Raw genomic sequence first — 22,463 nt, forward strand, 5'->3', positions numbered from 1 at the left:
ACCAATGGAAACACCAATTCTAATCGAGGATATTCTGATGCTGGGGCCAATCCCCGATCAGTTACATACTACATTTCTGCGGGTAGCAAACGGGCTGGTTCAACGGGCCAACTACCCTAAAGAGAAAGTAATGGGTTTGCTGGCACAGATGCTCCAGAACCCCAAAAAATTTGCGTTTTCCAGAAATAAAGTCACAAATCTGGCTCAGTCAATCTATGATTTGAACAAACAGGGTATCTCTGTCCAGCTTAGCGAGTCTGGAAAAGCTTATTTGCCCATTGAGCCCCTTTCTTATGTCCTGGAAGCCAACGAAAAACAGTCGGAGAAGGTGTTTGACCTGCGTACCGGACCGCTGCCATATGCCGTTTTTGGCCGCGATCAGATTGAAGAGGGTGCATTAATGCAAATGGAAACGGCTGCAAGTTTGCCAGTTTCGGTGGCGGGTGCGCTCATGCCTGATGCCCACCAGGGCTATGGTTTGCCCATTGGGGGCGTGTTGGCTACGGAGGCAAACACCGTCATTCCCTTTGCGGTTGGGGTCGATATTGCCTGTCGAATGTGCCTCTCTGTGTTTGATTTACCGCCCGCTTTTTTAAAGCGCGAACCGCATCTACTAAAAAAGTCATTGGTAGAGAAAACCAAGTTTGGAATTGGTGGTGAAATCCGCGAGAAGATCGATGAGAGCGTGATGGATTTGCCCGAATGGCAGGCCACGAAAGTAATTCGCGACTTGAAAGACAAAGCTTATCGCCAGTTGGGAAGCTCCGGTACGGGTAATCACTTTGTCGAGTGGGGTATTGTTGAGGTGTATGAACAGGATGATCGGTTGAACCTGCCTCCGGGCGAGTATCTGGCGTTGCTTTCACATTCCGGATCACGCGGCTTTGGCGGAAACATAGCGAATTACTATTCAAAACTGGCTATGCAGAGAACCAAACTGCCTAAGCAGGCTGCTCATCTGGCCTGGCTGGACCTAAATACCGAGGAGGGGCAGGCCTATTGGATTGGTATGAATCTAGCGGGCGAATATGCCTCGGCCAATCATCACGAAATTCATAAAAAGCTGGCCAAAGCACTGGGTGAGAAGCCATTAACAATGATTGAGAATCACCACAACTTCGCCTGGAAAGAGCAACTGGCCGATGGCCGTGAGGTGATTGTTCACCGGAAAGGGGCGACTCCTGCCGGGATTGATGTTCTGGGAATTATTCCGGGATCGATGACGCAGCCGGGCTTTGTTGTTCGGGGGAGAGGCAATGCCGACTCGCTGAACTCGGCGTCGCATGGGGCCGGACGGCTGATGTCACGCACACAGGCGTTCAATACGCTGACGCGCTCTCAATGGAACAAAGCGTTACTGGAGGCTGATATTCAGCTCATAGGAGGTGATCTGGATGAGGCTCCAATGGTGTATAAAAACATCGAGACGGTCATCGATGCTCAACGGGATCTGGTGTCGGTATTGGCGAAGTTTACGCCCAAAATCGTTCGGATGGCCGACGCCAATCGGAAAGAAGGGCGTGAGGATTAATGGTTGGCGTAGGTTTGTGGTGTCGGTTAGTTGTAACCGACACCATCCCAATTCTTTGTCGACATGCCGGAAATAAATGAATGCAGTGTCAATCTGAAACCTTATTTTGGGTGTATGTATTGATAGGTAGAAGCGAATGTCGGAATCTACCATTCGTCGCTTCTGAACGTGTTAAAAAATGATTTTTCTTCGATTGCTCTGGCAGATTCCTATTGCGCTTCTCCTGCTGACTATAGTTCTTGTTTTTGCCAACGAATATGCGATTGCTCGTTCTAGTCGTCGTGAAAAAAATATTGCCTATGTCTCTTCCGATCAACCCGGCTTTGATGCCGAGAGGCATGTGCTCGATGTATATACACCCAAAGAACCGTCGGCTAAACTCCGGCCAGTCGTCGTGTTTATTCACGGAGGAAGCTGGGATAGCGGCAACAAAAACCTGTACAGTTTCATCGGACGGAGGCTGGCAAAACAGGGCTTTGTTGCGGTGCTCATGAACTATCGGCTGGCCCCCGGTGTGCAGGTGCCGGATATGGTCGATGACTGTGCTCAGGCGGTTGTCTGGATTACGAAACATAGTGCTGAATATGGCGGAGATCCGAATCGGATTTTTCTGATGGGGCATTCAGCAGGAGGGGGGATCGCTGCCCTTTTGGCTGTCGACAACCACTATCTGGCTAATCGGGGTTTAGCCCAGAGCCCCATAAAAGGTACTGTTCTCGATGATCCGGCCGGACTCGATATGTATGATTACCTGCAAAAGATGGAATACCCGAATGATGAACAATACCTGATTCCGTTCGGGAAAAAACCAGCAGTTTGGCGAGCAATGTCGGCCCTGTATCACGTTAATGCCGGTTGCCAACCCATGCTGATCTATGTCGGTGAACGCACCTATCCGAGCATTATCAGAAGTACCCGGAAATTTAATCAGAGGCTTCTGGAACTTGGCATCAAGCATGAATTTGCCGTTATGCCCGGCAAAAAGCATATTGAGATGGTAACTCAGTTGTTCTGGCAAAAAAACGTTATTTACCAGAACTTAGGGAAGTTTGTAGCAAGCCAAGAGCAGTAGGCAGATGCTGAAAACTGCCTACTGCTCACTATAGTCAATGGCTTTCTGCTACTTTCTGCTCGGTAGGAATTGTTTTCACATCGCGCTCCCGTTCGGTTTGTTCAACGTAAACGGCATAGTCGGCGGGTTCAATTTTGATGCCTAAACGGTTCGCGTATGCCTGGGTAAATTCAGCGCCAAAATAGAGAATGGCGGCCGTGTAATAAATCCAGGTCAGAATAACGATCAGCGACCCGGCGGCCCCGTACGTTGAACTGGTACTGGTCGTTTCGATATACAGGCCGATCAGGTATCGTCCCAGCATAAACAGCAGGGCGGTAAAAAACGCACCCCATCGCACATCTTTCCAGGCAATTTTGGCATCGGGTAGTACCTTGAAAATGACTCCGAAGAGAACGGCGACTACGCCAGTGCTGATCAGCAAATTAAATGCACTGATTATGAAAACGCCAATGCCTGGAATATAGCGGGTTAAAAAGTCACTCAGGGCAAGCACGAGCCCATTGATAACCAGCGATACCAACAAAAGAAAACCCAGACTAACGACCAACGACGAAGAAAGTAGCCTGTCTTTTATTATTTTTAACCAGCCGCGTTTGGGTTTTGCTTTGACCCGCCAGATCAGATTGACCGAATCCTGGATCTCGACAAAGATACTGGTCGCACCCAGCAATAGGGTTATTATGCCGACAACCAGGGCCGTGTTGGTTTTACCTGATAACTCCACATTTTTGATCATGTCCTGAATCTGCTTGGCCGCTTCATTGCCGACCAGGCCATTGATCTGGCCAAAGATTTGCCCCTGGATGGCCTCTTCGCCCAGAAAAAGACTGATCAGTGATATGATTAAGACAAGTAACGGAGCCAGCGAAAACACGGTGTAGTAGGCAAGAGCTGCACTTAATTTCAGGCAGCGATCATCAAGGAAACCATTGAATGAGTCCTTTAAAATGGCCCATAAATTGGCAAAAAAGCGTTTATCTGTCTTCGTATCCATAACGGTTGAGTATTAATGAGGCTTAATTGACACCATACATATTAGGTGTCAATGGCAATAGCCTATAGCTGTAACCCAAACGAAGAGGGGTTGTTACCGAAATTGATCGCTGGTTTTATTCGAACTGATAGAGAATTATGTACTCGTAAAGGGAAGGCCCCGATTTTGTAGCCTATAACCCCAGGCGGTACCTGCATTCTGGTAAATCGTGAATTACTTTCTTAACGTTGGTGAACGCTCCAGCAAGTCGTTCAGATTCAACTTATCGGTAGGGTGGTATCGGCCTGGAGAACTCGTTCCATGTATTCGCTGGCCGTTTGCGAATGTATTAGTGTATGGTTCATTACAGAAACCAGGTTGAAACTACAGATGGCTTTTCTTATCAACATAAACAACAGAGGTAGTGGGTCTGTTAGGCTTCCAGATAATCTACAATACAAAACGTTATGGAATCGATTTACATCTGGCTACTGGAAAATACCGGCAACGAGGGAAATTATTACACCATTCTAAATAATCGCCGGGAAAATCCATCGGAACAGTCGGCCTATCTGGAAATAATGGCAAGGCGATCAGCTGATTTTACCGTCGTTAACCTGCTTGTTTTTAGCAGCAACCTAACTGATTTACCCGAAAAAAAACGGTATGAACACCCCCTTGAGCAGTGCCGGTTTGACAATGAACAGCAGGTTATCGACTATTTAGCTACAGGAAAAAAGCCAGGAATATCTGCTTCTGACGAAACCGCTGGCATACAGGTTCTGCTGGTTGAGCCAACAGACGGAGCAGGGACAATTACGTTTCCAGCCGATCAGTAAGCCAGGTCAGGACCACTATAAAACGAAAAACGCCAGTCCCAGAAGGGCTGGCGTTTTTTGATTATCTACCTTAAAATACATGTTAAACTAAAGGCACAAAGGTAGGGCTCGGGTTAGTTGCACCGATTAGAGGAGGATTAGAAAAACCTTAGGTATACGTTAGAGGAAAGGACTAAACAAATCCGGGCGGCTGTAATTTCAGAGAACAATCCTGTCGATCAGGTAGTAGCGCTTAAGCCTTTGCAACTCGAAAAAAGAAGCTGGCTTTGTAGGCTAAAATCGGACCATGCCGAATCGTTCTTGCGCGAACTGGTCGGCCTTTTTTCGGTCGAATTGGCTACTTTCTGAACATAGTTTACAGACGATTATGTAAAACTATTCGGCACCTTTAGCGATTATAGAATAATGAATCAGGGTTTTAATATGAAAATGCTCTGATTATTGGTAATAGGATATGTAGAGTAGCCTCGCCATTTGTTGCAGAACTTGACGTAATTAATGGTTTATTAGAGACTTAGTGATCGATCAGATCAGGTCCAGGCTTACTTGTACGAATCGCAATCGATGAACAAAGCTTTACTCAACTGGATTACAGTACTTTTTTTATAACACCATTCGTTAATCAGAACTAGACACTTTTGACACGTAAATGAGCTTAGAATCACCGAATAGCCCCAAAAAAACCTTGAAGTCGTTGCCTAAGTGCCCCACTGGTATTATCGGTCTGGATGAAATAACAGAAGGCGGAATACCCGAAGGTCGACCAACACTTATTTGTGGAAGTGCTGGCAGTGGTAAGACATTGATGTCCATTGAATTTATAGTTTGTGGTGCAATGGAATATAATGAGCCAGGCGTTTTTATGGCTTTTGAGGAAAAAGCGGATGAGCTAGCCATGAATGTAGCTTCATTAGGCTTTGATCTCGATCAACTTCAGAAAGAAAAACTTATCAAGCTCGATCATGTACGCATCGAGCGAAGTGAAATAGAAGAAACCGGGGAGTATGACCTGGATGGTCTTTTTATCCGATTAGGCTATGCTATCGATAGCATCGGTGCTAAACGCGTAGTACTGGATACGATCGAGAATTTGTTTGCTGGCCTCACCAATCAGGGAATTCTGCGGGCCGAATTAAGACGGCTTTTCGAGTGGTTGAAGGCAAAAAAGGTAACGACGATAATCACAGGCGAAAAAGGAGATGGTACTCTGACCCGTCACGGACTGGAAGAGTATGTATCTGACTGCGTAATTCTGCTTGACCACCGGATCAGTAACCAGATTTCAACCCGGCTACTGCGCATCGTTAAATACCGCGGGTCAATGCATGGAACGAACGAATACCCATTTCTGATCAATGAGAAGGGTATTTCGGTGTTACCGGTTACGTCCTTAACCTTAGATCACCCCGTTTCATCGGAACGGGTTTCAACTGGTATTCAGGCGCTGGATAAAATGCTGGAAGGGCATGGTTTTTACCGGGGTAGCAGCATTCTGGTTTCGGGCACTGCTGGTACTGGTAAAACCAGTATTGCTGCTACGTTTGCCAACGAAGCCTGCCGCAAAAAAGAACGGTGTATCTATTTTGCCTTTGAGGAATCACCTCAACAAATCGTCCGGAATATGCATTCGATCGGTCTTGATCTTCAGCCCTATATTGACAGTGGTTTACTGAAGTTTCAGGCTTCCAGACCCACACTGAATGGTCTGGAAATGCACCTGGTAGCCATCCATAAACAGATCAAAGAATTTAAGCCATCCGTCGTAATCCTGGATCCCATAACTAACCTGATTGCTGTCGGCTCAGTGAGCGATGTAAAATCAATGTTAATCCGGTTAATCGATTTTTTACAGTCTGAGCAAATTACTGTTATGTTTACGGCGCTCTCGCTGAATAATGTCATTAATGAGCAAACAGACGAAGGAGTATCTTCACTGGTCGATGCCTGGTTACTCGTTAAAGATATCGAACATAATGGGGAGCGGAACCGGGGATTATATGTCATGAAATCGCGCGGCATGAAGCATTCCAATCAGGTTCGGGAGTTTGTCATTACCGATAAAGGGCTTCATCTGGTTAGTGTTTATTTAGGACCGGAAGGCGTACTGACTGGTTCTGCGCGCGAAGCCTCGCAATTACAGGAAGAAACAGGTATTGTCCTGAGAGAAAATGCCGTCAATAGGAAAGACCGGGAGATTGAACGAAAACGCCTGGTACTTGAGTCGAAAATAGCTGGCCTGAAGGAGGAGTTTGAATCTGTACAGGATGAGCTAAATAAGACCTATATCGAGGAAGAACTACGAAAGGAAGTTCTGGAAAAGAATCGGGAACAAATGATCCGTAATCGACACAATGAGTAATCAAGAAGGCTGCTAACTGTTGATGAATGAAAACAAAAGAAGAAATTTGGGAGTTGCGACTCTATATTGCTGGAAATACAGTTAAATCCCAGACTGCGCTGGCCAATCTGAAAAAGTATTGCGAGGAGCATTTAAAGGGTAAATATATTATTGAGGTTATCGATCTACTGGTGAAGCCTCAATTGGCAGAGGGTGACCAGATTTTAGCCGTACCTACCTTAGTAAAAAAAGTACCTGAGCCAATTCGCAAGATTATTGGCGATTTATCGAACGAAGAAAAAGTGTTAGTTGGATTGAACATTCGCCCAGCAAAAATATAGATGATTGAGTCATCACTGCTAAACGACAAGGATACTGATCCGGATGGCGAAGGCCAGTTATATGTCTTACATTTATTTGTAACTGGCGCATCCCTGTATTCAACGCGGGCGATTAAGAATATAAGGCACATCTGCGATCAATACCTATCCGGTAAATACTCGCTGGAAATAATTGATGTACATCAGCAACGGGAAGTAGCAGAAGAGGAACAGCTGATTGCGCTCCCTTTATTAATTAAACGCTTTCCTTTACCTGAGCGACGATTGATCGGTGACTTGTCGGATACCAGGAAGGTACTTAACGGATTAGGACTTGCTACTTAATGAGGATGAACGGGGCTAAAACATACGAGCAACTTGTAGTCGAAAATGAAAGTCTACGATGGCAGCTTGAAGAAGCAACCGAAACACTACAGGCGATTCGTACCGGCCAGATCGATGCACTGGTCGTTCAGGGCGATGATGGCCATGAGCTTTACACGCTAAAAACGGCCGATTATACCTACCGGATTTTTATTGAAACCATGAATGAGGGGGCAGTAACGCTGAATAAGGAAGGTCTTATTCTCTACTGCAATTCAACATTTGCCTCAATGGTTGACTTGCCTTTATCGAAAGTTATTGGTTTATCCTTCGATCGCTTTGCGGCTGCCACCAGCAAAGTGGATTTTGATGCCCTGTTTAATGAAGGATGGGCCGATGTTCGGAAAATTGAATTTGCGCTTAGCAGCAGTTCGGGTAAATTAGTACCCTGTCTGCTTTCAGTAACGGCGTTGGAACTCGATGGAGGTGTTTGTTTGAGCATGATTCTGACGGATCTGACCGTGCAGAAGCAAACGCAACAACTGCTGGAAGTAAATAACCAGCAACTGGCCAAAACAAATAATGATCTGGAAGTTAGTAACCAGGCGTTGAATCGGTCAAATGACAATCTTCAACAGTTTGCCTACATTGCCAGCCATGACTTGCAGGAACCGCTTCGAAAAATTCAGTCTTTCGGTGATTTGCTGAAAATGCAGTACAGCGAGCATCTGGGTGATGGCGTTGAGTATATAGAGCGAATGCAGTCGGCAGCGAGCCGCATGTCGACCCTGATCAAAGATCTACTCACCTTCTCGCGAATTTCTACGCGACAGGATAGTACCCTTTATGTACCGTTGTCTCAGGTTATTGACGCGGTTCTGAACGATCTGGACATGGCAATCGAAGAGGCCGGTGCTGTTGTTGAACTAGACACCCTGCCGACCATATTGGGTGATCCGTCGCAACTAAGACAACTCTTTTCGAATTTGATCAGTAATGCGCTTAAATTTCGAAAACCAGATGAGTCTGCCCATATCAAGGTCAGCGCAGCGATTGTTGCTGAAGATAACTTGCCTCAATCGGTTAACCCTACCCGCCAGGCGGCTACGTATCATCGCATCGATGTAATCGACAATGGAATTGGCTTTAAGGAACAGTATCTGGATCGTATCTTCCAGGTGTTCCAGCGGTTGCATGGAAAAGATCAGTATCCGGGAACTGGTATTGGTCTCGCCATTTGTGAGAAAGTAGCGAGCAATCATGGCGGTGCCATTACAGCCAGTAGCCAGCCTGATCAGGGAGCAACGTTCAGCGTATATTTTCCCGGCTAAACTGAATCCTGTTTCGATTGACATCTGATTATCAGATTTCTATCAGTAGATAGTCTCTGAAAGGCGTTGGTATCTACTGGCAAAATTCACAACAGAAACCTTTAGTTGAATACAAGCAAAGCCGCCGTGTCACTCTGAACACGGCGGCTTTGTTGTTTATTGTTTGCCTGTATGGCCCGTTTCTGAGGGCAGGCGAATCTCTTTTGTCTGAACAATTTACAGGCCTTTCGCTTCGAGCCGTGCCACGGTTAACCATGACTCTATAACTTAACCGTGGCACGGCTCGAAGCGAAAGGCCTGAATTTAATCAAACGTAACCTCGTGGCTAAGGTAGTTTTTTAATTGCCCAACCGTTTGCAGTTTCCACCAATCCTCATCTGGAATGCGAATGCTAAAGCTATTTTCAACCTGAACAAGCAGGTCGGTAACGTCAAGTGAATCAAGGCCCAGATCCCGGATGAAATTAGCCTGATCGGTGAGCGCCGTTAAATTGACACCCATATTAACGAGTATGTCCTGCAAACGACTGTTTATCAGTGCAAGTGTCATGATTTGAATTGGTTGAGTTAGTTAATGAAAAGAATTAAACATAACCTATTCCGGCAGCCCTGAAGCGGTGTTAGTAGTACCTCAGGGCTCCCGAAAACGAAGTTAGGAAACAGCCGCTTCAGCTTCAGTCAATGCTTCTGATGGGTTCGATTTCCGGAAGCGGTTTTTGAACCATTCCTGGAGCCTGTCAACGAGGTAATACATCATGGGCACCAGATAGATCGTCAGGACCATCGAGCTACTCAGACCACCAATAAGTACCCAGGCCAGCGAGTTTTTCCATTCGGCACCCGCACCACTTGCCGTTGCAATTGGAATCATCCCGATGACCATGGCAATCGTCGTCATCAGAATGGGGCGCAAACGTTCTTCGCCAGCGTGTAGAATGGCGTCTTTATAATACGTTCCATTGGCTTTCTGCTGGTTGGCAAAGTCAACGATCAGAATGGCGTTTTTAACAACCAGACCAATCAACATCAGCATCCCCAGCATGGCGAAAATACCAATGTTCGATGAGCTGAGGGCCAAAGCCAGCAACGCACCAATTACCGCAACCGGAACGGAGAACAATACGACAAACGGATAAACGAAACTGTCGTAGAGGAGCACCATGATGAAATACACCAGCATCAGACCCGCCAGCATGGCAATACCCAGCGAACCGAATCCTTCACTCTGGTTCTTGGCATCACCACCCCAGCTAACGGTAACCGCAGCAGGCAGTGGATTTTTTGCCAGATCGGCCTGAATGACGCCGGTTAGCGTACCCGAACCCGTACCGAGCGTATTGGCCGTAACCGTTACCGATGAGCGACGGTTTTTTCGTTCGAGCAGCGACGGTCCATTGCTGAGCGTTACGTTGGCGAACTCCGCTAACCGTACCGATCGATTGGCCGATGGGCTGAAGAAGTTGATATTTTTTACATCATCCGGGTTTTTCCGGTCGAAAGCATCAAGCATCACGCGAATGTCATAATCCTCACCACCATCGCGGAATTTGGAATCATCGTTACCGGCAAATGCATTCTGGAGCGTACCACCCACCGTCTGAATATTCAGGCCCAGTTTGGCCATTTTTTCGCGGTCGATTTCGACACGAACTTCCGGATTTCCTGATTCTACCGATACGTTAACGTCGTTTGCGCCGGGTGTTTTCCGAATACGATTTGCCAGTTCTTCGGCGGCTGCTAGATTCTGGCTGGCATCGTCGCCACTCAGGAATATCTCGATAGGCGATGTACCCGAGTTCACGATACCTACCACGGAGGAACTGAATTCGATGGCCGGAAAGCCTTCTTCCAGTTCTTTGCGGAGATCGATCATGTATTGCTCGGTTAGCTTATGACCCGGCCGTTCGGCCGCATCGGCAAGTTGTACCGTCAATTCCGTTCGGTTCGTTGCACCCTGACCCGTACTATTGATACCCGTACTGGCTCCGCCCACGTTGGCAAAGATGGTTTGAACTTCAGGTTTCTTTTGCAGGTAATTTTCGATACGTCTGGATGTGAGATTGTTTTCCTGCAGAGAAGCACTCTTGTCGAGCTTCATCGTCAGCAGAAATTTACCCTGATCGCCCTGCGCTACGAATTCTGAACCAATAATGCCCAGACTCATGACCCAACCCGTGAAGACAAAAATAGCAATCAAAATTCCGGTAAAGGCTAGCTTGTGTTTCAGAACCCAGCCCAGACTTTGATGATAGCCATTGGTTAACGCAGTCAGCCCTTTTTCAAACCAGAGCAGGAAAGCCTGGAACGGATTCTTTGGATTCAGATGCTCCAATTTCGCCAGCATCGATGTGAGCCAGGGGGTTAGTGTAAAACTGACCAGCAAACTGACCATCGTAGCAAAAGCAACCGTCAGCGAAAATTGCCGCAACAGATCGGCAATGACTGAACTCACAAACGTAATTGGAACAAACACGACCACAATAACCAACGTGATGGCTACCGCTGCGAAACCAATTTCGCTCACACCATCGAGCGTAGCCCGCCAGCGATCTTTACCCATTTCGAGGTGTCGCTGGATGTTTTCGAGTACCACAATCGAGTCATCGACCAGAATACCAATCACAAGCGACAAGGCAAGCAGGGTCATCAGGTTGAGCGAATAGCCCATAACGAACATGAACAGGAATGCCGAGATCAGTGAGGCCGGTACGGAAATCATGACGATGAAGGCATTCCGGAAACTATGTAGGAAAAGCAGCATCACAATAGCTACCAGCCCAACGGCCAGAATCAGGTCGTGCGTTACAGCTTCTACGGATGCCAGCGTAAAGACACTGCTATCGTAGGCAATCGCAAACGTAACTTTGTCCTTAACGTTTTCTTTCTCAATCGTCTTCAGTTTTTCCTCAACTAACTTACTGATTTCAACAGCGTTGGCGTCGGATTGCTTTTTGATGAACAGACCAATACCGTTCTGTCCATTGTAACGGCTGATGCTGGTTGCTTCTGTCAAACCATCGGTTACGGTGGCCACATCACCAACGCGTATAGGGCTACCGTTTGGTGGAGTTGCTACGACTAACTTCCGAATATCGTCTAGTGATGAGAACTTACCCGCCAGGCGCAGCGTCATGTTCTCTTTTATACTTTTTACCTTCCCGGTTGGAAAATCCAGGTTTGCCTGATTGATGGCCTGGGTTACCTGAAGCAGTGATAAACCGTAATAATTGAGTTTATCGTCGTTGACGTTGATACGAATTTCGCGTTTGTCGCCCCCAACCATTGTGATGTCGGCCACCCCTTTAATTTGCTGGAGAACCGGCAGGTATTTGTCTTCTACCTGTTGATAAAATACTTCATTGGGTAGGGTCGAAGTGGCCAGCAACTGCATAATTGGCTGGTCGCTGGGCGATATTTTGGACAGAGATGGTTGCTCGGCATCATCGGGCAAATCGCTGACCATTTTATCAATTTCCCGCTGAGCATCCTGCAGGGCCATATCGATATCGGTCCCTGGTTTAAACTGCACGACAATGACCGACGCGTTTTCAAATGAATTGGCTTTTACGTCGTCGAGGTTATCTAAGCCCGATACGGCGTCTTCGAGTTTTTTACTAACCTCCGTTTCAACTTCCGAAGGAGCCGCACCCGGATAAACCGTCGTGATGGTGATGACCGGCGTAGAAAACTCGGGCAGCAACTCATAACTCAGCATTCGATACGAAAACAGACCTCCAATTGTCAAAATCGCAAACAGAACGATGATGAGCGATGGGCGCTTGATGATTGTTTCAACAAATTTCATATTCGTAGATTTTTATTAAGTAGAGACGCATCCTTGCGTCTCCTCAGGCGTCAGCAATCATTGCGTTAGCCAAATTATCCGATAGAATACCTTTCCGGAGAGGAGACCCCAAGCGACGCCACAGTCGCTGACGCCTGAGGAGACGCAAGGTTGCGTCTCTACTCTATTGCGCACTAACCGCTGTTCCGTTCTGTAAATTGATCTGACCGCTGGTAACGACCTGATCACCCGCTTTCAAGCCGGTACGTATTTCGTAATAATCGTTGGTTGTAGCGCCAATTTCGACTGACTTCAGCACCGCTTTGCCACCCTCAACCACATAAACCTGTGGTTGCTTTTCCGAACCGATAATGGCCTGGCGAGGTACCGACAGAGTCTGACCTTTCAGTTGGCTGGTGTTGGCAATGGAGCCGTACATGCCCGCCCGCAATAAATTTTTACCCGAATTATTGACTGTAATCTCAACCGGATAATTGTGTGCGGCATCGCCCTCAGCCCCGATCAGAGTAACCCGGCCAGCAAAGTGAGCGCCCGGATAAATCTCGGTCGATACCGATAGTGACTGGCCAACGCGGAACTGATTAATGGCTTTTTCGGGCACATCAACAACCAGTTTCAGCGATGAAATATCCGTTACTGTGGCAATCGGCGATCCAAGCGATACAACCGAACCCTTTTCAACCATCTTCTCGGTAACGATTCCGGCAAAAGGTGCCGTAATCGTGGTATTGGCTATCTGCTTCTGAAGCTGTTTGATCTGCGCCTGCGTTGAGCGAATGCTCAATTGCGTCCGTTCCAGATTAACGGCGGGCGTAGCATCTCCTTTTACCAGATTTTCGTAGCGCTTCAGATCATTCTGATACCCTTCCAGTGTTACCTGTAAGGCTTCGATCTGATAGCGCAGTTGTTCGTCGTCCAGCTTGGCGATTAATCGGCCAGCACCTACTGATTGACCTTCCTCAATGGGAAGCTGGATAATCTGACCGCCCGCCTGTGGCCGGATTTCGACCTGACGATTGGCAGCAAATGAGCCCAGAAATTCACTATTCTGCGATAAGTTACGCAGTTCGGCAACGGCCGTACGGACACCTACCTTCTGGTCGGGGTTGGGTTTGTAAATTTTTGCTTCGACTTCTTTTTTGTTGTTCAACAACGTCCAGGCAGTCATGCCTAACGTGCCAACAAGGGCGAGTAATAACCAGATACGTTTCATAGCTTTTGCTGAGATTTGAGATTACAGGTAGTGTAAATGGGGGTGATTTATCGATTGATTAAACTGCCGGTTGCTTTTTTCCAGTCAAGTTCGGCGGTACGCAGATTGACCAGTGTGGTCAGATAGTTGTTTTGGGCATCCCGAAGCGAGTTTTCGGCCTGGACGACATCGGTAATGTCGACGGTGCCTTCTTTAAATTGAAGCTGAGTCTGGGTGTATACTTTTTCGGCCAGTTTCACCTGACCGCTGTTGGTTGACAGATTCTGCTGCTCGATCAGAAACTTGTTACGGGCATTGGTGATATCCATGGAAATGGACTCACGAACCTGACGAAGCTGTACGTCTAATTTCTGATCATCGATGCGTTTCTGGCTAAGTTTCGCTTTGCGGGCCAGGCCGTCGAACACATTCCAGTTTAGTTGCAGCCCAACCCAATAGCCCGGTAAATTTTTAACATAGGAGTTATCTCCGCCAATCGCATACACTGAACTGTTGGCAACACCGTAGGCCGACACCGTCGGCACAAAGCCCGTTTTGACGTTTCGTTGTTCGAGGCCGTTGATTATTTTTTGCTGATCGATCAACTGTAAATCGGTTCGGTTAATGGTGTATTCATTGCCAGGTGCTACCGGTATCGTTTCCTCGATGGACGTCCGAACCTGGAGCGAATCCGTTTGTGGTGTTCCCGTCAGGTATTTCAGTGTATTCAGGAGCTGGTTGTAAGTCGCCTGGAGCGATTCGATCTGGGTTTGCGATGAGGTTTTACTGAGCTGAAGCCGGTCAACGTCAATACCCTGTGCCAGCTGGTTCTGCCGCCGTAGGTCTGTAATGCGGATCAGCCGTTCGGTCGAAACTAAATTGTTGCGTAGAAAGGCAATTTGCTGAGCAGTCGTTTGCAGATTGTAATAAGTCGCTGATACATTGTAAGCAACGTCTTCTTTTGTCTTCTGCGTTTGCAGCGCCGACAAATCACGGCTGGCTTTGGCCGCTTTAGTGGCAATCAGCAACGACTGGTTATACAGAGCCTGAGTGGCCTGAAGGCTCGTTGACAGGTTATATGGCAACCCGAATGCTACGGCCGAATAGGTTCCTTCGGGTCCGCCAAAGACCGATGCGGGAATTACCTGTCCGGGAATTTTGAGGTAGCGTTTGTAATCACCCGTTAGGTTCACCTGTGGGCGGGCACTGGCTTTAACTTCTGCAATCTGGGCTTCCGTTTTGATCTCATCAAGTCGGGCCGACTGAACACTGTAGTTATTGGTCAATGCCTTGTTAATCAGCTGATCAAGCGTAAAGTCCTGGGCTCTGGCTAGCGTAAATCCCAGTGCGAAGAACGTGGAAAGGTACCATCGAATGGTTCTCATGACATGTGTTGAATGATTTGTTTTAAACATTGTAATTAATCATGAATTTTAAATATTTGTTTAAATCGCGGATAAAAAAATATTACACCTTCTCGAATTCAAACAAATAAGTGGTAATCATGTCAATGACCAGGCTCTTATGCTGATTGGCAAACTCGTCAAACTCGGCATCGGTCATTTGCCACATTTTCATGTGCATGGCCTTGCCAATAAATAAGAACTGCACGTTACAAAAGATCATTGGCATTAAATGCATCGCCTTGATCGGCCGGATTGTGCCAAGAGCAATTTCCTGTTGAAGCTGTTCCTCAAACATGGAGTGATGAATTTGTTTCATGACGCCAATGCTTGTTGCCATTCGTTCCGGATTGCGGTGGATTTCGTTCATGACGAAGATCGACAGGCTGGGGTTGTTTTTAAGCAACTCAAAATCATGCTCGATCAACTCGGCAATTTTTTCGCGCAGACCGGTTGGCTTATTCATAATCTCAACCATTCCATTAAAGAACAATTGGATCATTTCTTCGAATATGCTCATGAATAGCTTTTCTTTGCTGCGGAAATAGTAATTGGTTAAGGCTATATTGATACCGGCGGTATCGGCAATATCCCGGGACGTAGCACCATCAAACCCCTTCTCCAGGAAGACCTGCTTGGCAGCCGCCCGGATTTTCTCTTCAGTAGATTTAAAAGGGGAACAATTCATGTTCTGTTTCATTTGACGATCAAAAGTATTTGTTGCTTTTCTAACACGCAACTTTATTGAATAGTTTTTTTAAACAAATATTTAAAATCTATAAAAAGTTATATTATAAGTAGAAATGCTTCTTTTGCAGTGGGTTTATACATATCTGAATTTTGCCTAAGCGGGTCATAATCAGGAACAGCTGGAACCATGACTACCTGTAGGCTGGCAACTGCACTGCCAACTGAGTTCCATAGTCTGATCGATGGGGGGAGCCTACTTAAAGCCGACTTTTTTCTTCCAGCGCAATCCGGATCAGGTCAATCGTATTTTTTACCCCTGCTTTACGGATGATACTTGCCCGCTGATTGGCCACGGTATTGGCACTGATACCGAATCGTTCGGCTATCTCGGGGCTACTCAGGCCCTCAATTAAACATGTCAGTATTTGGGCTTCCCGCGATGTAATTTTATTCCAGACTGACGATGACGCTCGGGGGCTGTACGTTAGTTCTTCTTTCTTTTGCTGACTAACATTTGGTAAGACCAACTGGCGGATAATTATTGACGATGCATTGGGTGGGTAGTACAACTCACCACTGATTACGGTCCGCACCGCCCTCAGAATTTCTTCCGGGGTCGTATCCTTGAGCAGATAGCCAGCCGCACCATTCTGAACAGCTTTCAGAATGTAGTCCGGGTTGTTATGCATACTGAACATCACCGTTTTCACTTTCGGGTATTGTTGAGAAATAACCTTTAAGGCATCGATGCCCGACATTCGGGGCATGGTTATATCCAGTAGCAGCACATCGGGTTTGATAGCGGCAACCTGATCGATCGCTTCGTCGCCATCGGCAACCTCGCCGACAATCTGAATATCTGCTTCATCTTCCAGCAGCATCCGAATTCCTTTTCGGACTACAGAATGATCGTCGGCAAGAAGAATTCGAATAGCCATAGTAAGGTAAATTAATGGTAAAGTTTGCCTGCTCTATCTCAGCTATAAGCAGCTGTAAACAACAAATCTCGAATAGTTAATGAAGGTTACCCGCTACATTAATGCTGACCAACACTTTAGTACCCTTTCTGGGTTTTGAGGTAATTGTCAGCGTGCCGTTTAACAGGCGGGTTCGGGTCCGCATGTTTTCGATGCCGTTTATTGTAGGCACCACTTGTTCTTTTTGAACGGATTTGACCTGAAAACCTTTACCGTCATCAATAACGGCCAGTTCAAGTTTACGCGAATTTTGTTGTAAATGAATGCGTATGGTCTGTGCTCCTGCATATTTTATGGCATTGTTCAGGGCTTCCTGCGCAATGCGATATAATCCGATTTCCATGGCTGGGGCCAATCGATTGGCGTCGCGATCCCCGTCAAAAAGCACATCGATTCCCGATGACCGCGCTGTTTGTTCAGCTAGATACTGCAACGTAGCGCCCAATCCGAAGTCGCCCAGTACGGATGGCATCAGATTATGGGATATTTGTCGGGTTGTCTGAATAATCTCGTAAATCAAATTACACAGTTCGTCAAACCGGAGCCGTTGCTTCTCGTCCGGAAACGTAATCGTCTTCATTTTTTCTGCGTGCAGCTTCAGGCCGGTTAGCATCTGACCGATACCGTCGTGAAGTTCACGGGCAAACCGACGTCGTTCTTCTTCCTGGCCTTCGAGCAGGGCCGCCGAACGAATGTTCTCTTCGGCGATCTGCAACTGATACTTCTCTTCAGTAGTACGAATAAGCTCCTGTTGAGTGGCTACCAGCTTCCGATTAGAGGCCGCCAGGTTCTGATTGGTGGCTTCCAGCTCATGGTTGGTAATTTCCATCTGCCTGTTCACCAGTTGTAGCGCATTCTCTGAGCGGGCCAGTCGCCGAACAATATTCTTCGTGTAACTGACTACCGGACGAAAAATAAACAAAGCCTCGGCCAGAATCGTCAGCAGGGTTGCAATCGTTAATAGCCATTCGATTCGTTCAAGCGATTGAACCCGCTCGAAGCTTTCCGTGTCGAACTGAAAAACGATGTCGTTCATCTGTTGCACGAAAGAAAGTTCATCCCTCAGAATGATCTGAAGAGCCTCTTTTTTTTCGGCAAGCGTCGTTTCTGGGCTATTGATTTGACTAAAGTTCTGGTAAATGGACTGAAAAACCGGTTCAATCCGGGCAAACATGCTGGTTAGCAGAGTGCTTTTCCGAACGGAATAGTCCTTTTCCATTTTCAGGAGCCCATTCCGAAGCTGAACGTGGGTTTGATACCATGTATGCAGCAGGGAATCAAACGAAACGGTATCGGCAGCCGACAGTCCTGTGGTTCGCAACAGAGCAAGCTTTGTCAACCGCTGACTTAGCATTCGTTGGCGACCGGTTACGTTGACAACCCGGCTATCGTCGTAGTGATTGCTGAGCGTACTTCGAATGAATACTAATCCGCTGATTGACAGTACAGCAATGGCGGTAAGGGCCATCACATAGAACCGCGTTAACCGACGGGCTACCTGTTGGTCGAGTTGCTTCATAGGCTAGAGTATTCGGTTTACGACCTCTTGCGTCAGCCATCCGTAAACCGAATACAGGACACTGTATGCCGTAAACGGAATACCATCTAAATCCCAATATACACCTTTCCGTCCTTAATTTTTACGGAATAGGTGTTAATCTGGTAAGAATCGTCGTTCAGGCATTGGCCGGTCTGAAGCGAAAATGTCTTCTTATGAAACGGACAGGCAACTTTCGGCTCGTCGGACTGGCTACCAATCATACCCCGTGACAAGGCCATTTGCTGACGATGCGGACATTCGTTGTCTGTGGCATACCACTTGCCCCGCCGGGTGAAATTATAGATGGCAATTTGCTTTCCTTCGATCAGTGCGCAGGCGCCACCGTCTTCGGGAATATCGTCTACCCGACAAGCCAGATGCCAGGTTATTTCGTGTTTGGGTGCAACAAGAACTTCCATGGGTTGTATTAGTGTAAGGAGTGAAGAAATTTGTTTTTGACTCTATTGGCAGATTTTCAGGGGCCGATTTACTGGAGCTAGTGTTTGAGCTGGCTCATAGATCAATACCATAAACCAAATGCCGCTATGCCCATTCTTTAGCGCGTTTCTGATCGCGCAGGGCATCGAATTGAACAGTGGGGTCTTTCTTCTCAGGAACATTCACAAAGTGAGTAAATCGCTTGCGGAGCTCTGGATTTTCAACCACTTCCGTCCATTCACATTTGAATGTATCGACGAGTAGCTGCATCTCTTTTTCCAGATCATCGGCTATGCCCAAAACATCGTCCAGAACAACGGCTTTGAGGTAGGTCATTCCACCCTCCAGTTTGTTGAGCCAGGTTGCCGTGCGGGTGAGTGGGTCGGCTGTTTTGATGTAGAACATCAGGAACCGGTCGATGTAGCGAATGCAGGTTTCCTTATCGACATCGGAAGCCAGTAACTGGGCGTGCTGGGGTTTGGAGCCGCCGTTGCCACCTACATACAGGTTCCAGCCTTTCTCGGTAGCTATGATGCCAAAATCTTTACTTTGGGCTTCGGCGCATTCGCGGATACAGCCCGATACACCCGACTTGATTTTATGCGGAGACCGAACACCTTTATACCGATCTTCGACTTCAATTGCGAACGAAACCGAATCCTGAACGCCATAACGGCACCAGGTGCTGCCAACACAGCTTTTTACGGTGCGCAGGGATTTGCCGTATGCGTGGCCACTTTCAAAACCGGCGGCAATTAACTCTTCCCAGATGTTAGGCAAATCGCTGACGTGCGCACCGAACAGGTCGATCCGCTGCCCGCCCGTAATTTTCGTATAAAGACCATACTTCTTGGCGACCTGACCAATGACGATCAGCTTATCGGGTGTGATTTCGCCACCTGGAATGCGTGGCACTACGGAGTAGGTTCCGCCTTTCTGAATATTGGCCAGAAAGCGATCATTGGAGTCCTGAATCGTTGCCCGGCCTTTTTCCAGAATGTTTTCATTCCAGAGGCTGGCCAGAATTGATGCAACGGCGGGTTTACAAACTTCACATCCATCGCCATGCCCGAACTGATCCAGAACGGTGCCGTATGTTTTCAGACCGTTGATTTTCACCAGATCCAGCAATTCCTGACGGGTGTAGTCAAAGTGTTCGCAGAGGATATTTCGTACGTAAATTCCCTGCTGCTTCATAACGCCCTGAATGATGTCTTTAACCATTGGCGTACATCCTCCGCAACCTGTGCAGGCTTTGGTGGCTTTTTTCAGCGCGTCGATGGTGGTATGACCATTCTGGCTAATTTCATGGCAAAGTGTGGCTTTCGTTATTGCTTCGCAGGAGCAGATCAGCGCATCATCGGGGAGGCTCATGATCCCCCCAACGGATGTTGCGGCTCCCGTATCATCACCACCGCGGGAACCCAGAATCAGATCTTCGGGATTGGGTGGCAAAATGGTTTTATTCTTACAGGTCTGCAACAGCATGTTATACTGCTCGGCGTCACCCACCAGAATTCCACCTAAAAGCTCTCTGCCATCGGCTGATATATTAACGCGTTTGTAAACACCCTTGGCTTTGTTTTCGTAAACGATTGTCCGACAGTCTGCTCCTTCGGCAAACGGATTGCCAAAAGAAGCAACGTCGGTGCCGATCAACTTCAGTTTGGTCGACATATCAAAGGGCTTAAACTCTTTGGATTCACCCATGAGTTGCAGCGCGACCACTTCAGCCATTTCATAACCGGGTGCTACCAGCCCATAAATCATGTGGTGAGCAACGGCACATTCACCAATGGCAAAAATGGACGGATCGGACGTTTGCAGGAAATTATCGACAATAATTCCTCCGCGTGGGTGTGTATCGATTCCCGCCGATTTCGCTAACTCGTCGCGTGGGCGAATACCGGCCGAAATGACCAGCATATCAACATCCAGTTTGGAGCCGTCGGCAAATTGCATACCTGTTATGGTATCTTCGCCCGTTATTTCCTGTGTACTTTTTGAGAGGTGAATCGTCAGGCCAAGTGATTCGAGCTGGCGTTGCAAAATACCCGAACCGGCATCATCGATCTGGCGGGGCATCAGGCGAGTGGCAAACTCGACGACATGCGTCTCTTCTATGCCTAAATCAAGTAGAGCTTTGGCCGCTTCCAGACCCAGTAGGCCACCGCCCAGAACGGCCCCTTTCCTGGCTTTACGCGCATACGATTGAATGAGGTCAAGATCTTCAATCGTGCGATAAACAAAAACGCCATCTTTTTCGACACCGGCTACGGGTGGAACAAACGCGCCGGAGCCAGTGGCCAGTATCAGATAGTCGTAAGGTACTACCAGGCCATGATGGGAACGAACTTCTTTACGCTCCCGATCAATATCAACTGCCGGATCGCTCAGATAAAGCTGTATGCCATTCTCGGCGTACCAATTTTCGGGTGCCAGCGTCAGATCTTCGGCTGTTTTACCTGCAAAGTAGGCACTCAGGTGAACCCGATCGTAGGCGACACGTGGTTCTTCCCCAAAAACAGTTAGTGTAAACTGTTGCCCATTTTTTTGTTTGGCTATTAATTTCTCGCAGAACTTATAGCCTACCATGCCATTACCAATGACAACGATTCGATTGTTTTTGTTTGTGTTCATAGTTATAACTAACTATTTCATTATGAAAACCCTGTTATGGTATTGTATTATTTTTAGAAAATTGCTTTTTGCCCCCACAAAAAGACAGCTCAAAAATAAAAGGTCATTTTGGTAAAACCTAACATTATATTTGTCTTAAAGTCAATTTTGAAACATATTTTTTCAGAAAAGACTTGTTTTTAAGAATTCATGCTCTAATTTTGAAGCAGAAATAGCACATAGTTGTATTTAACTATAAATAGTACATTGTTGCTATTTAACCATTTGACATAGTATCGATATGCAGCCAAAGCTTACACTCGTGGGGGCGGGTCCCGGCGACGGCGAATTGATCACCTTGAAAGGGATCAGGACGCTACGGCAAGCCGATGTCGTTTTATACGACGACCTTGCCAATGCTACTTTACTGGAGTTTGCACCGGAACAATCCCTTAAATTATATGTAGGGAAGCGGGCTGGTAAAGCTTCGTTTACGCAGGACGAAATCAACGAACTGATCATTCGCCTGGCGCAGGAGCATGGGCATGTTGTCCGGCTCAAAGGAGGAGATCCCTATGTATTTGGGCGTGGATTTGAAGAGTATGACTACGCCCGTCAGTATGGAATCTGTTGTGAAGTAGTGCCGGGTGTATCGAGCAGTATTGCCGTAGCGGCTTCGCAGGGTATTCCGGTAACCAGCCGGGGAGTGAGCGAAAGCTTCTGGGTAATTACGGGCACAACCCGCCATGGCGAACTGGCCGACGATATGCGGCTGGCCGTTCAGTCCAAAGCAACTGTAGTTGTGCTGATGGGAATGAGTAAATTAAGTGAAATATGTGCCATGTATTGTCAGGCCGGGCGTGGTTATATGCCCATGGCGGTCATACAGAACGGTACGCGCGCTGATGAACAGTGCGTGGTTGGTCAGGTCTGGAATATACCTCAGCTGGTGGCAGAGCAGGGCGTGGGGGCGCCCGCTGTGCTGATTATCGGGGAGGTCGTTTCGCTTCATCCATCCTATGTGGCGGAATGTTTGCGTAACGCTGGCGTGGCCATCTAGCAAAAAGGC

General features: G+C 47.3%; 18 protein-coding genes. 8 read left to right on the forward strand and 10 right to left on the reverse strand.

Annotation, left to right across the window (positions count from 1 at the left end; translation table 11 throughout):
- Nucleotides 1–4 precede the first annotated feature (4 nt).
- Both GJR95_RS00250 and GJR95_RS00255 read left to right on the forward strand, forming a co-directional pair.
- Nucleotides 5–1,531 carry an RtcB family protein gene (locus GJR95_RS00250; RefSeq protein WP_162383976.1) on the forward strand — a complete coding sequence of 509 codons (1,527 nt, stop codon included), beginning with the start codon at nt 5–7 and terminating at the stop codon, nt 1,529–1,531.
- Between the two features lie 178 nt (nt 1,532–1,709).
- On the forward strand, nt 1,710–2,603 hold the full coding sequence (locus GJR95_RS00255; RefSeq protein ID WP_162383977.1) for an alpha/beta hydrolase: 894 nt from the start codon (nt 1,710–1,712) through the stop codon (nt 2,601–2,603).
- A gap of 34 nt (nt 2,604–2,637) precedes the next feature.
- Here the strand turns inward: GJR95_RS00255 and GJR95_RS00260 are convergent, their stop codons facing one another.
- Nucleotides 2,638–3,600 (reverse strand): YihY/virulence factor BrkB family protein, encoded by a 963-nt coding sequence (locus GJR95_RS00260; RefSeq protein ID WP_162383978.1) that lies wholly within the window; start codon nt 3,598–3,600, stop codon nt 2,638–2,640.
- A gap of 446 nt (nt 3,601–4,046) precedes the next feature.
- Here GJR95_RS00260 and GJR95_RS00265 point away from each other — a divergent pair, with 446 nt between their 5' ends.
- From GJR95_RS00265 to GJR95_RS42460, 5 genes are all read left to right on the forward strand, one after another.
- Nucleotides 4,047–4,418 carry a hypothetical protein gene (locus GJR95_RS00265; RefSeq protein WP_162383979.1) on the forward strand — a complete coding sequence of 124 codons (372 nt, stop codon included), beginning with the start codon at nt 4,047–4,049 and terminating at the stop codon, nt 4,416–4,418.
- A gap of 649 nt (nt 4,419–5,067) precedes the next feature.
- Nucleotides 5,068–6,777 carry a circadian clock protein KaiC gene (gene kaiC, locus GJR95_RS00270; RefSeq protein ID WP_162383980.1) on the forward strand — a complete coding sequence of 570 codons (1,710 nt, stop codon included), beginning with the start codon at nt 5,068–5,070 and terminating at the stop codon, nt 6,775–6,777.
- A gap of 26 nt (nt 6,778–6,803) precedes the next feature.
- On the forward strand, nt 6,804–7,097 hold the full coding sequence (locus GJR95_RS00275; protein WP_162383981.1) for a circadian clock KaiB family protein: 294 nt from the start codon (nt 6,804–6,806) through the stop codon (nt 7,095–7,097).
- Nucleotides 7,098–7,421, forward strand: coding sequence for a circadian clock KaiB family protein (locus GJR95_RS00280; RefSeq protein ID WP_162383982.1), 324 nt, complete (start codon nt 7,098–7,100; stop codon nt 7,419–7,421). It abuts the gene before it with no gap.
- A 5-nt stretch (nt 7,422–7,426) separates the two neighbouring features.
- Nucleotides 7,427–8,731: a sensor histidine kinase gene (locus GJR95_RS42460; RefSeq protein WP_162383983.1), complete on the forward strand. Its 1,305-nt coding sequence runs from the start codon at nt 7,427–7,429 to the stop codon at nt 8,729–8,731.
- A 303-nt stretch (nt 8,732–9,034) separates the two neighbouring features.
- Here the strand turns inward: GJR95_RS42460 and GJR95_RS00290 are convergent, their stop codons facing one another.
- The 9 genes from GJR95_RS00290 to nirB form a co-directional block, all read right to left on the reverse strand.
- On the reverse strand, nt 9,035–9,280 hold the full coding sequence (locus GJR95_RS00290) for an acyl carrier protein (protein WP_162383984.1): 246 nt from the start codon (nt 9,278–9,280) through the stop codon (nt 9,035–9,037).
- 102 nt (nt 9,281–9,382) lie between these two features.
- Nucleotides 9,383–12,535, reverse strand: coding sequence for an efflux RND transporter permease subunit (locus GJR95_RS00295; protein WP_162383985.1), 3,153 nt, complete (start codon nt 12,533–12,535; stop codon nt 9,383–9,385).
- A gap of 163 nt (nt 12,536–12,698) precedes the next feature.
- Nucleotides 12,699–13,748 (reverse strand): efflux RND transporter periplasmic adaptor subunit, encoded by a 1,050-nt coding sequence (locus GJR95_RS00300; RefSeq protein WP_162383986.1) that lies wholly within the window; start codon nt 13,746–13,748, stop codon nt 12,699–12,701.
- A 47-nt stretch (nt 13,749–13,795) separates the two neighbouring features.
- A complete protein-coding gene (locus GJR95_RS00305) occupies nt 13,796–15,112 on the reverse strand; it encodes a TolC family protein (RefSeq protein ID WP_162383987.1) in 1,317 nt (438 codons plus the stop codon).
- Nucleotides 15,113–15,194: 82 nt separating this feature from the next.
- A complete protein-coding gene (locus GJR95_RS00310) occupies nt 15,195–15,818 on the reverse strand; it encodes a TetR/AcrR family transcriptional regulator (protein ID WP_232074290.1) in 624 nt (207 codons plus the stop codon).
- 259 nt (nt 15,819–16,077) lie between these two features.
- Nucleotides 16,078–16,758 (reverse strand): response regulator transcription factor, encoded by a 681-nt coding sequence (locus GJR95_RS00315; RefSeq protein ID WP_162383989.1) that lies wholly within the window; start codon nt 16,756–16,758, stop codon nt 16,078–16,080.
- 76 nt (nt 16,759–16,834) lie between these two features.
- Nucleotides 16,835–18,316, reverse strand: a complete 1,482-nt coding sequence (locus tag GJR95_RS00320) for an ATP-binding protein (RefSeq protein ID WP_162383990.1) — start codon at nt 18,314–18,316, stop codon at nt 16,835–16,837.
- An 86-nt stretch (nt 18,317–18,402) separates the two neighbouring features.
- Nucleotides 18,403–18,756: a nitrite reductase small subunit NirD gene (nirD, locus tag GJR95_RS00325; RefSeq protein WP_162383991.1), complete on the reverse strand. Its 354-nt coding sequence runs from the start codon at nt 18,754–18,756 to the stop codon at nt 18,403–18,405.
- A 124-nt stretch (nt 18,757–18,880) separates the two neighbouring features.
- Nucleotides 18,881–21,415 carry a nitrite reductase large subunit NirB gene (gene nirB / locus GJR95_RS00330; protein ID WP_162383992.1) on the reverse strand — a complete coding sequence of 845 codons (2,535 nt, stop codon included), beginning with the start codon at nt 21,413–21,415 and terminating at the stop codon, nt 18,881–18,883.
- A gap of 280 nt (nt 21,416–21,695) precedes the next feature.
- Between nirB and cobA the strand changes: the two genes are divergently transcribed.
- The gene (gene cobA / locus GJR95_RS00335) at nt 21,696–22,454 is read left to right on the forward strand and encodes a uroporphyrinogen-III C-methyltransferase (protein ID WP_162383993.1); all 759 of its coding nucleotides are present in this window, start codon (nt 21,696–21,698) and stop codon (nt 22,452–22,454) included.
- Nucleotides 22,455–22,463: the final 9 nt, after the last annotated feature.

It is taken from the genome of Spirosoma endbachense, assembly GCF_010233585.1.
Taxonomy (GTDB): domain Bacteria; phylum Bacteroidota; class Bacteroidia; order Cytophagales; family Spirosomataceae; genus Spirosoma; species Spirosoma endbachense.

Bases quoted from the DNA above. Each gene is read 5' to 3' on its own strand.
- nirB (WP_162383992.1), bottom strand. From the start codon at position 21,415: ATGAACACAAACAAAAACAATCGAATCGTTGTCATTGGTAATGGCATG.
- GJR95_RS42460 (WP_162383983.1), top strand. From the start codon at position 7,427: ATGAACGGGGCTAAAACATACGAGCAACTTGTAGTCGAAAATGAAAGT.
- cobA (WP_162383993.1), top strand. From the start codon at position 21,696: ATGCAGCCAAAGCTTACACTCGTGGGGGCGGGTCCCGGCGACGGCGAA.
- GJR95_RS00290 (WP_162383984.1), bottom strand. From the start codon at position 9,280: ATGACACTTGCACTGATAAACAGTCGTTTGCAGGACATACTCGTTAAT.
- GJR95_RS00315 (WP_162383989.1), bottom strand. From the start codon at position 16,758: ATGGCTATTCGAATTCTTCTTGCCGACGATCATTCTGTAGTCCGAAAA.
- nirD (WP_162383991.1), bottom strand. From the start codon at position 18,756: ATGGAAGTTCTTGTTGCACCCAAACACGAAATAACCTGGCATCTGGCT.
- GJR95_RS00275 (WP_162383981.1), top strand. From the start codon at position 6,804: ATGAAAACAAAAGAAGAAATTTGGGAGTTGCGACTCTATATTGCTGGA.
- GJR95_RS00305 (WP_162383987.1), bottom strand. From the start codon at position 15,112: ATGAGAACCATTCGATGGTACCTTTCCACGTTCTTCGCACTGGGATTT.
- GJR95_RS00300 (WP_162383986.1), bottom strand. From the start codon at position 13,748: ATGAAACGTATCTGGTTATTACTCGCCCTTGTTGGCACGTTAGGCATG.
- kaiC (WP_162383980.1), top strand. From the start codon at position 5,068: ATGAGCTTAGAATCACCGAATAGCCCCAAAAAAACCTTGAAGTCGTTG.
- GJR95_RS00255 (WP_162383977.1), top strand. From the start codon at position 1,710: ATGATTTTTCTTCGATTGCTCTGGCAGATTCCTATTGCGCTTCTCCTG.
- GJR95_RS00265 (WP_162383979.1), top strand. From the start codon at position 4,047: ATGGAATCGATTTACATCTGGCTACTGGAAAATACCGGCAACGAGGGA.
- GJR95_RS00295 (WP_162383985.1), bottom strand. From the start codon at position 12,535: ATGAAATTTGTTGAAACAATCATCAAGCGCCCATCGCTCATCATCGTT.
- GJR95_RS00250 (WP_162383976.1), top strand. From the start codon at position 5: ATGGAAACACCAATTCTAATCGAGGATATTCTGATGCTGGGGCCAATC.
- GJR95_RS00260 (WP_162383978.1), bottom strand. From the start codon at position 3,600: ATGGATACGAAGACAGATAAACGCTTTTTTGCCAATTTATGGGCCATT.
- GJR95_RS00280 (WP_162383982.1), top strand. From the start codon at position 7,098: ATGATTGAGTCATCACTGCTAAACGACAAGGATACTGATCCGGATGGC.
- GJR95_RS00320 (WP_162383990.1), bottom strand. From the start codon at position 18,316: ATGAAGCAACTCGACCAACAGGTAGCCCGTCGGTTAACGCGGTTCTAT.
- GJR95_RS00310 (WP_232074290.1), bottom strand. From the start codon at position 15,818: ATGAATTGTTCCCCTTTTAAATCTACTGAAGAGAAAATCCGGGCGGCT.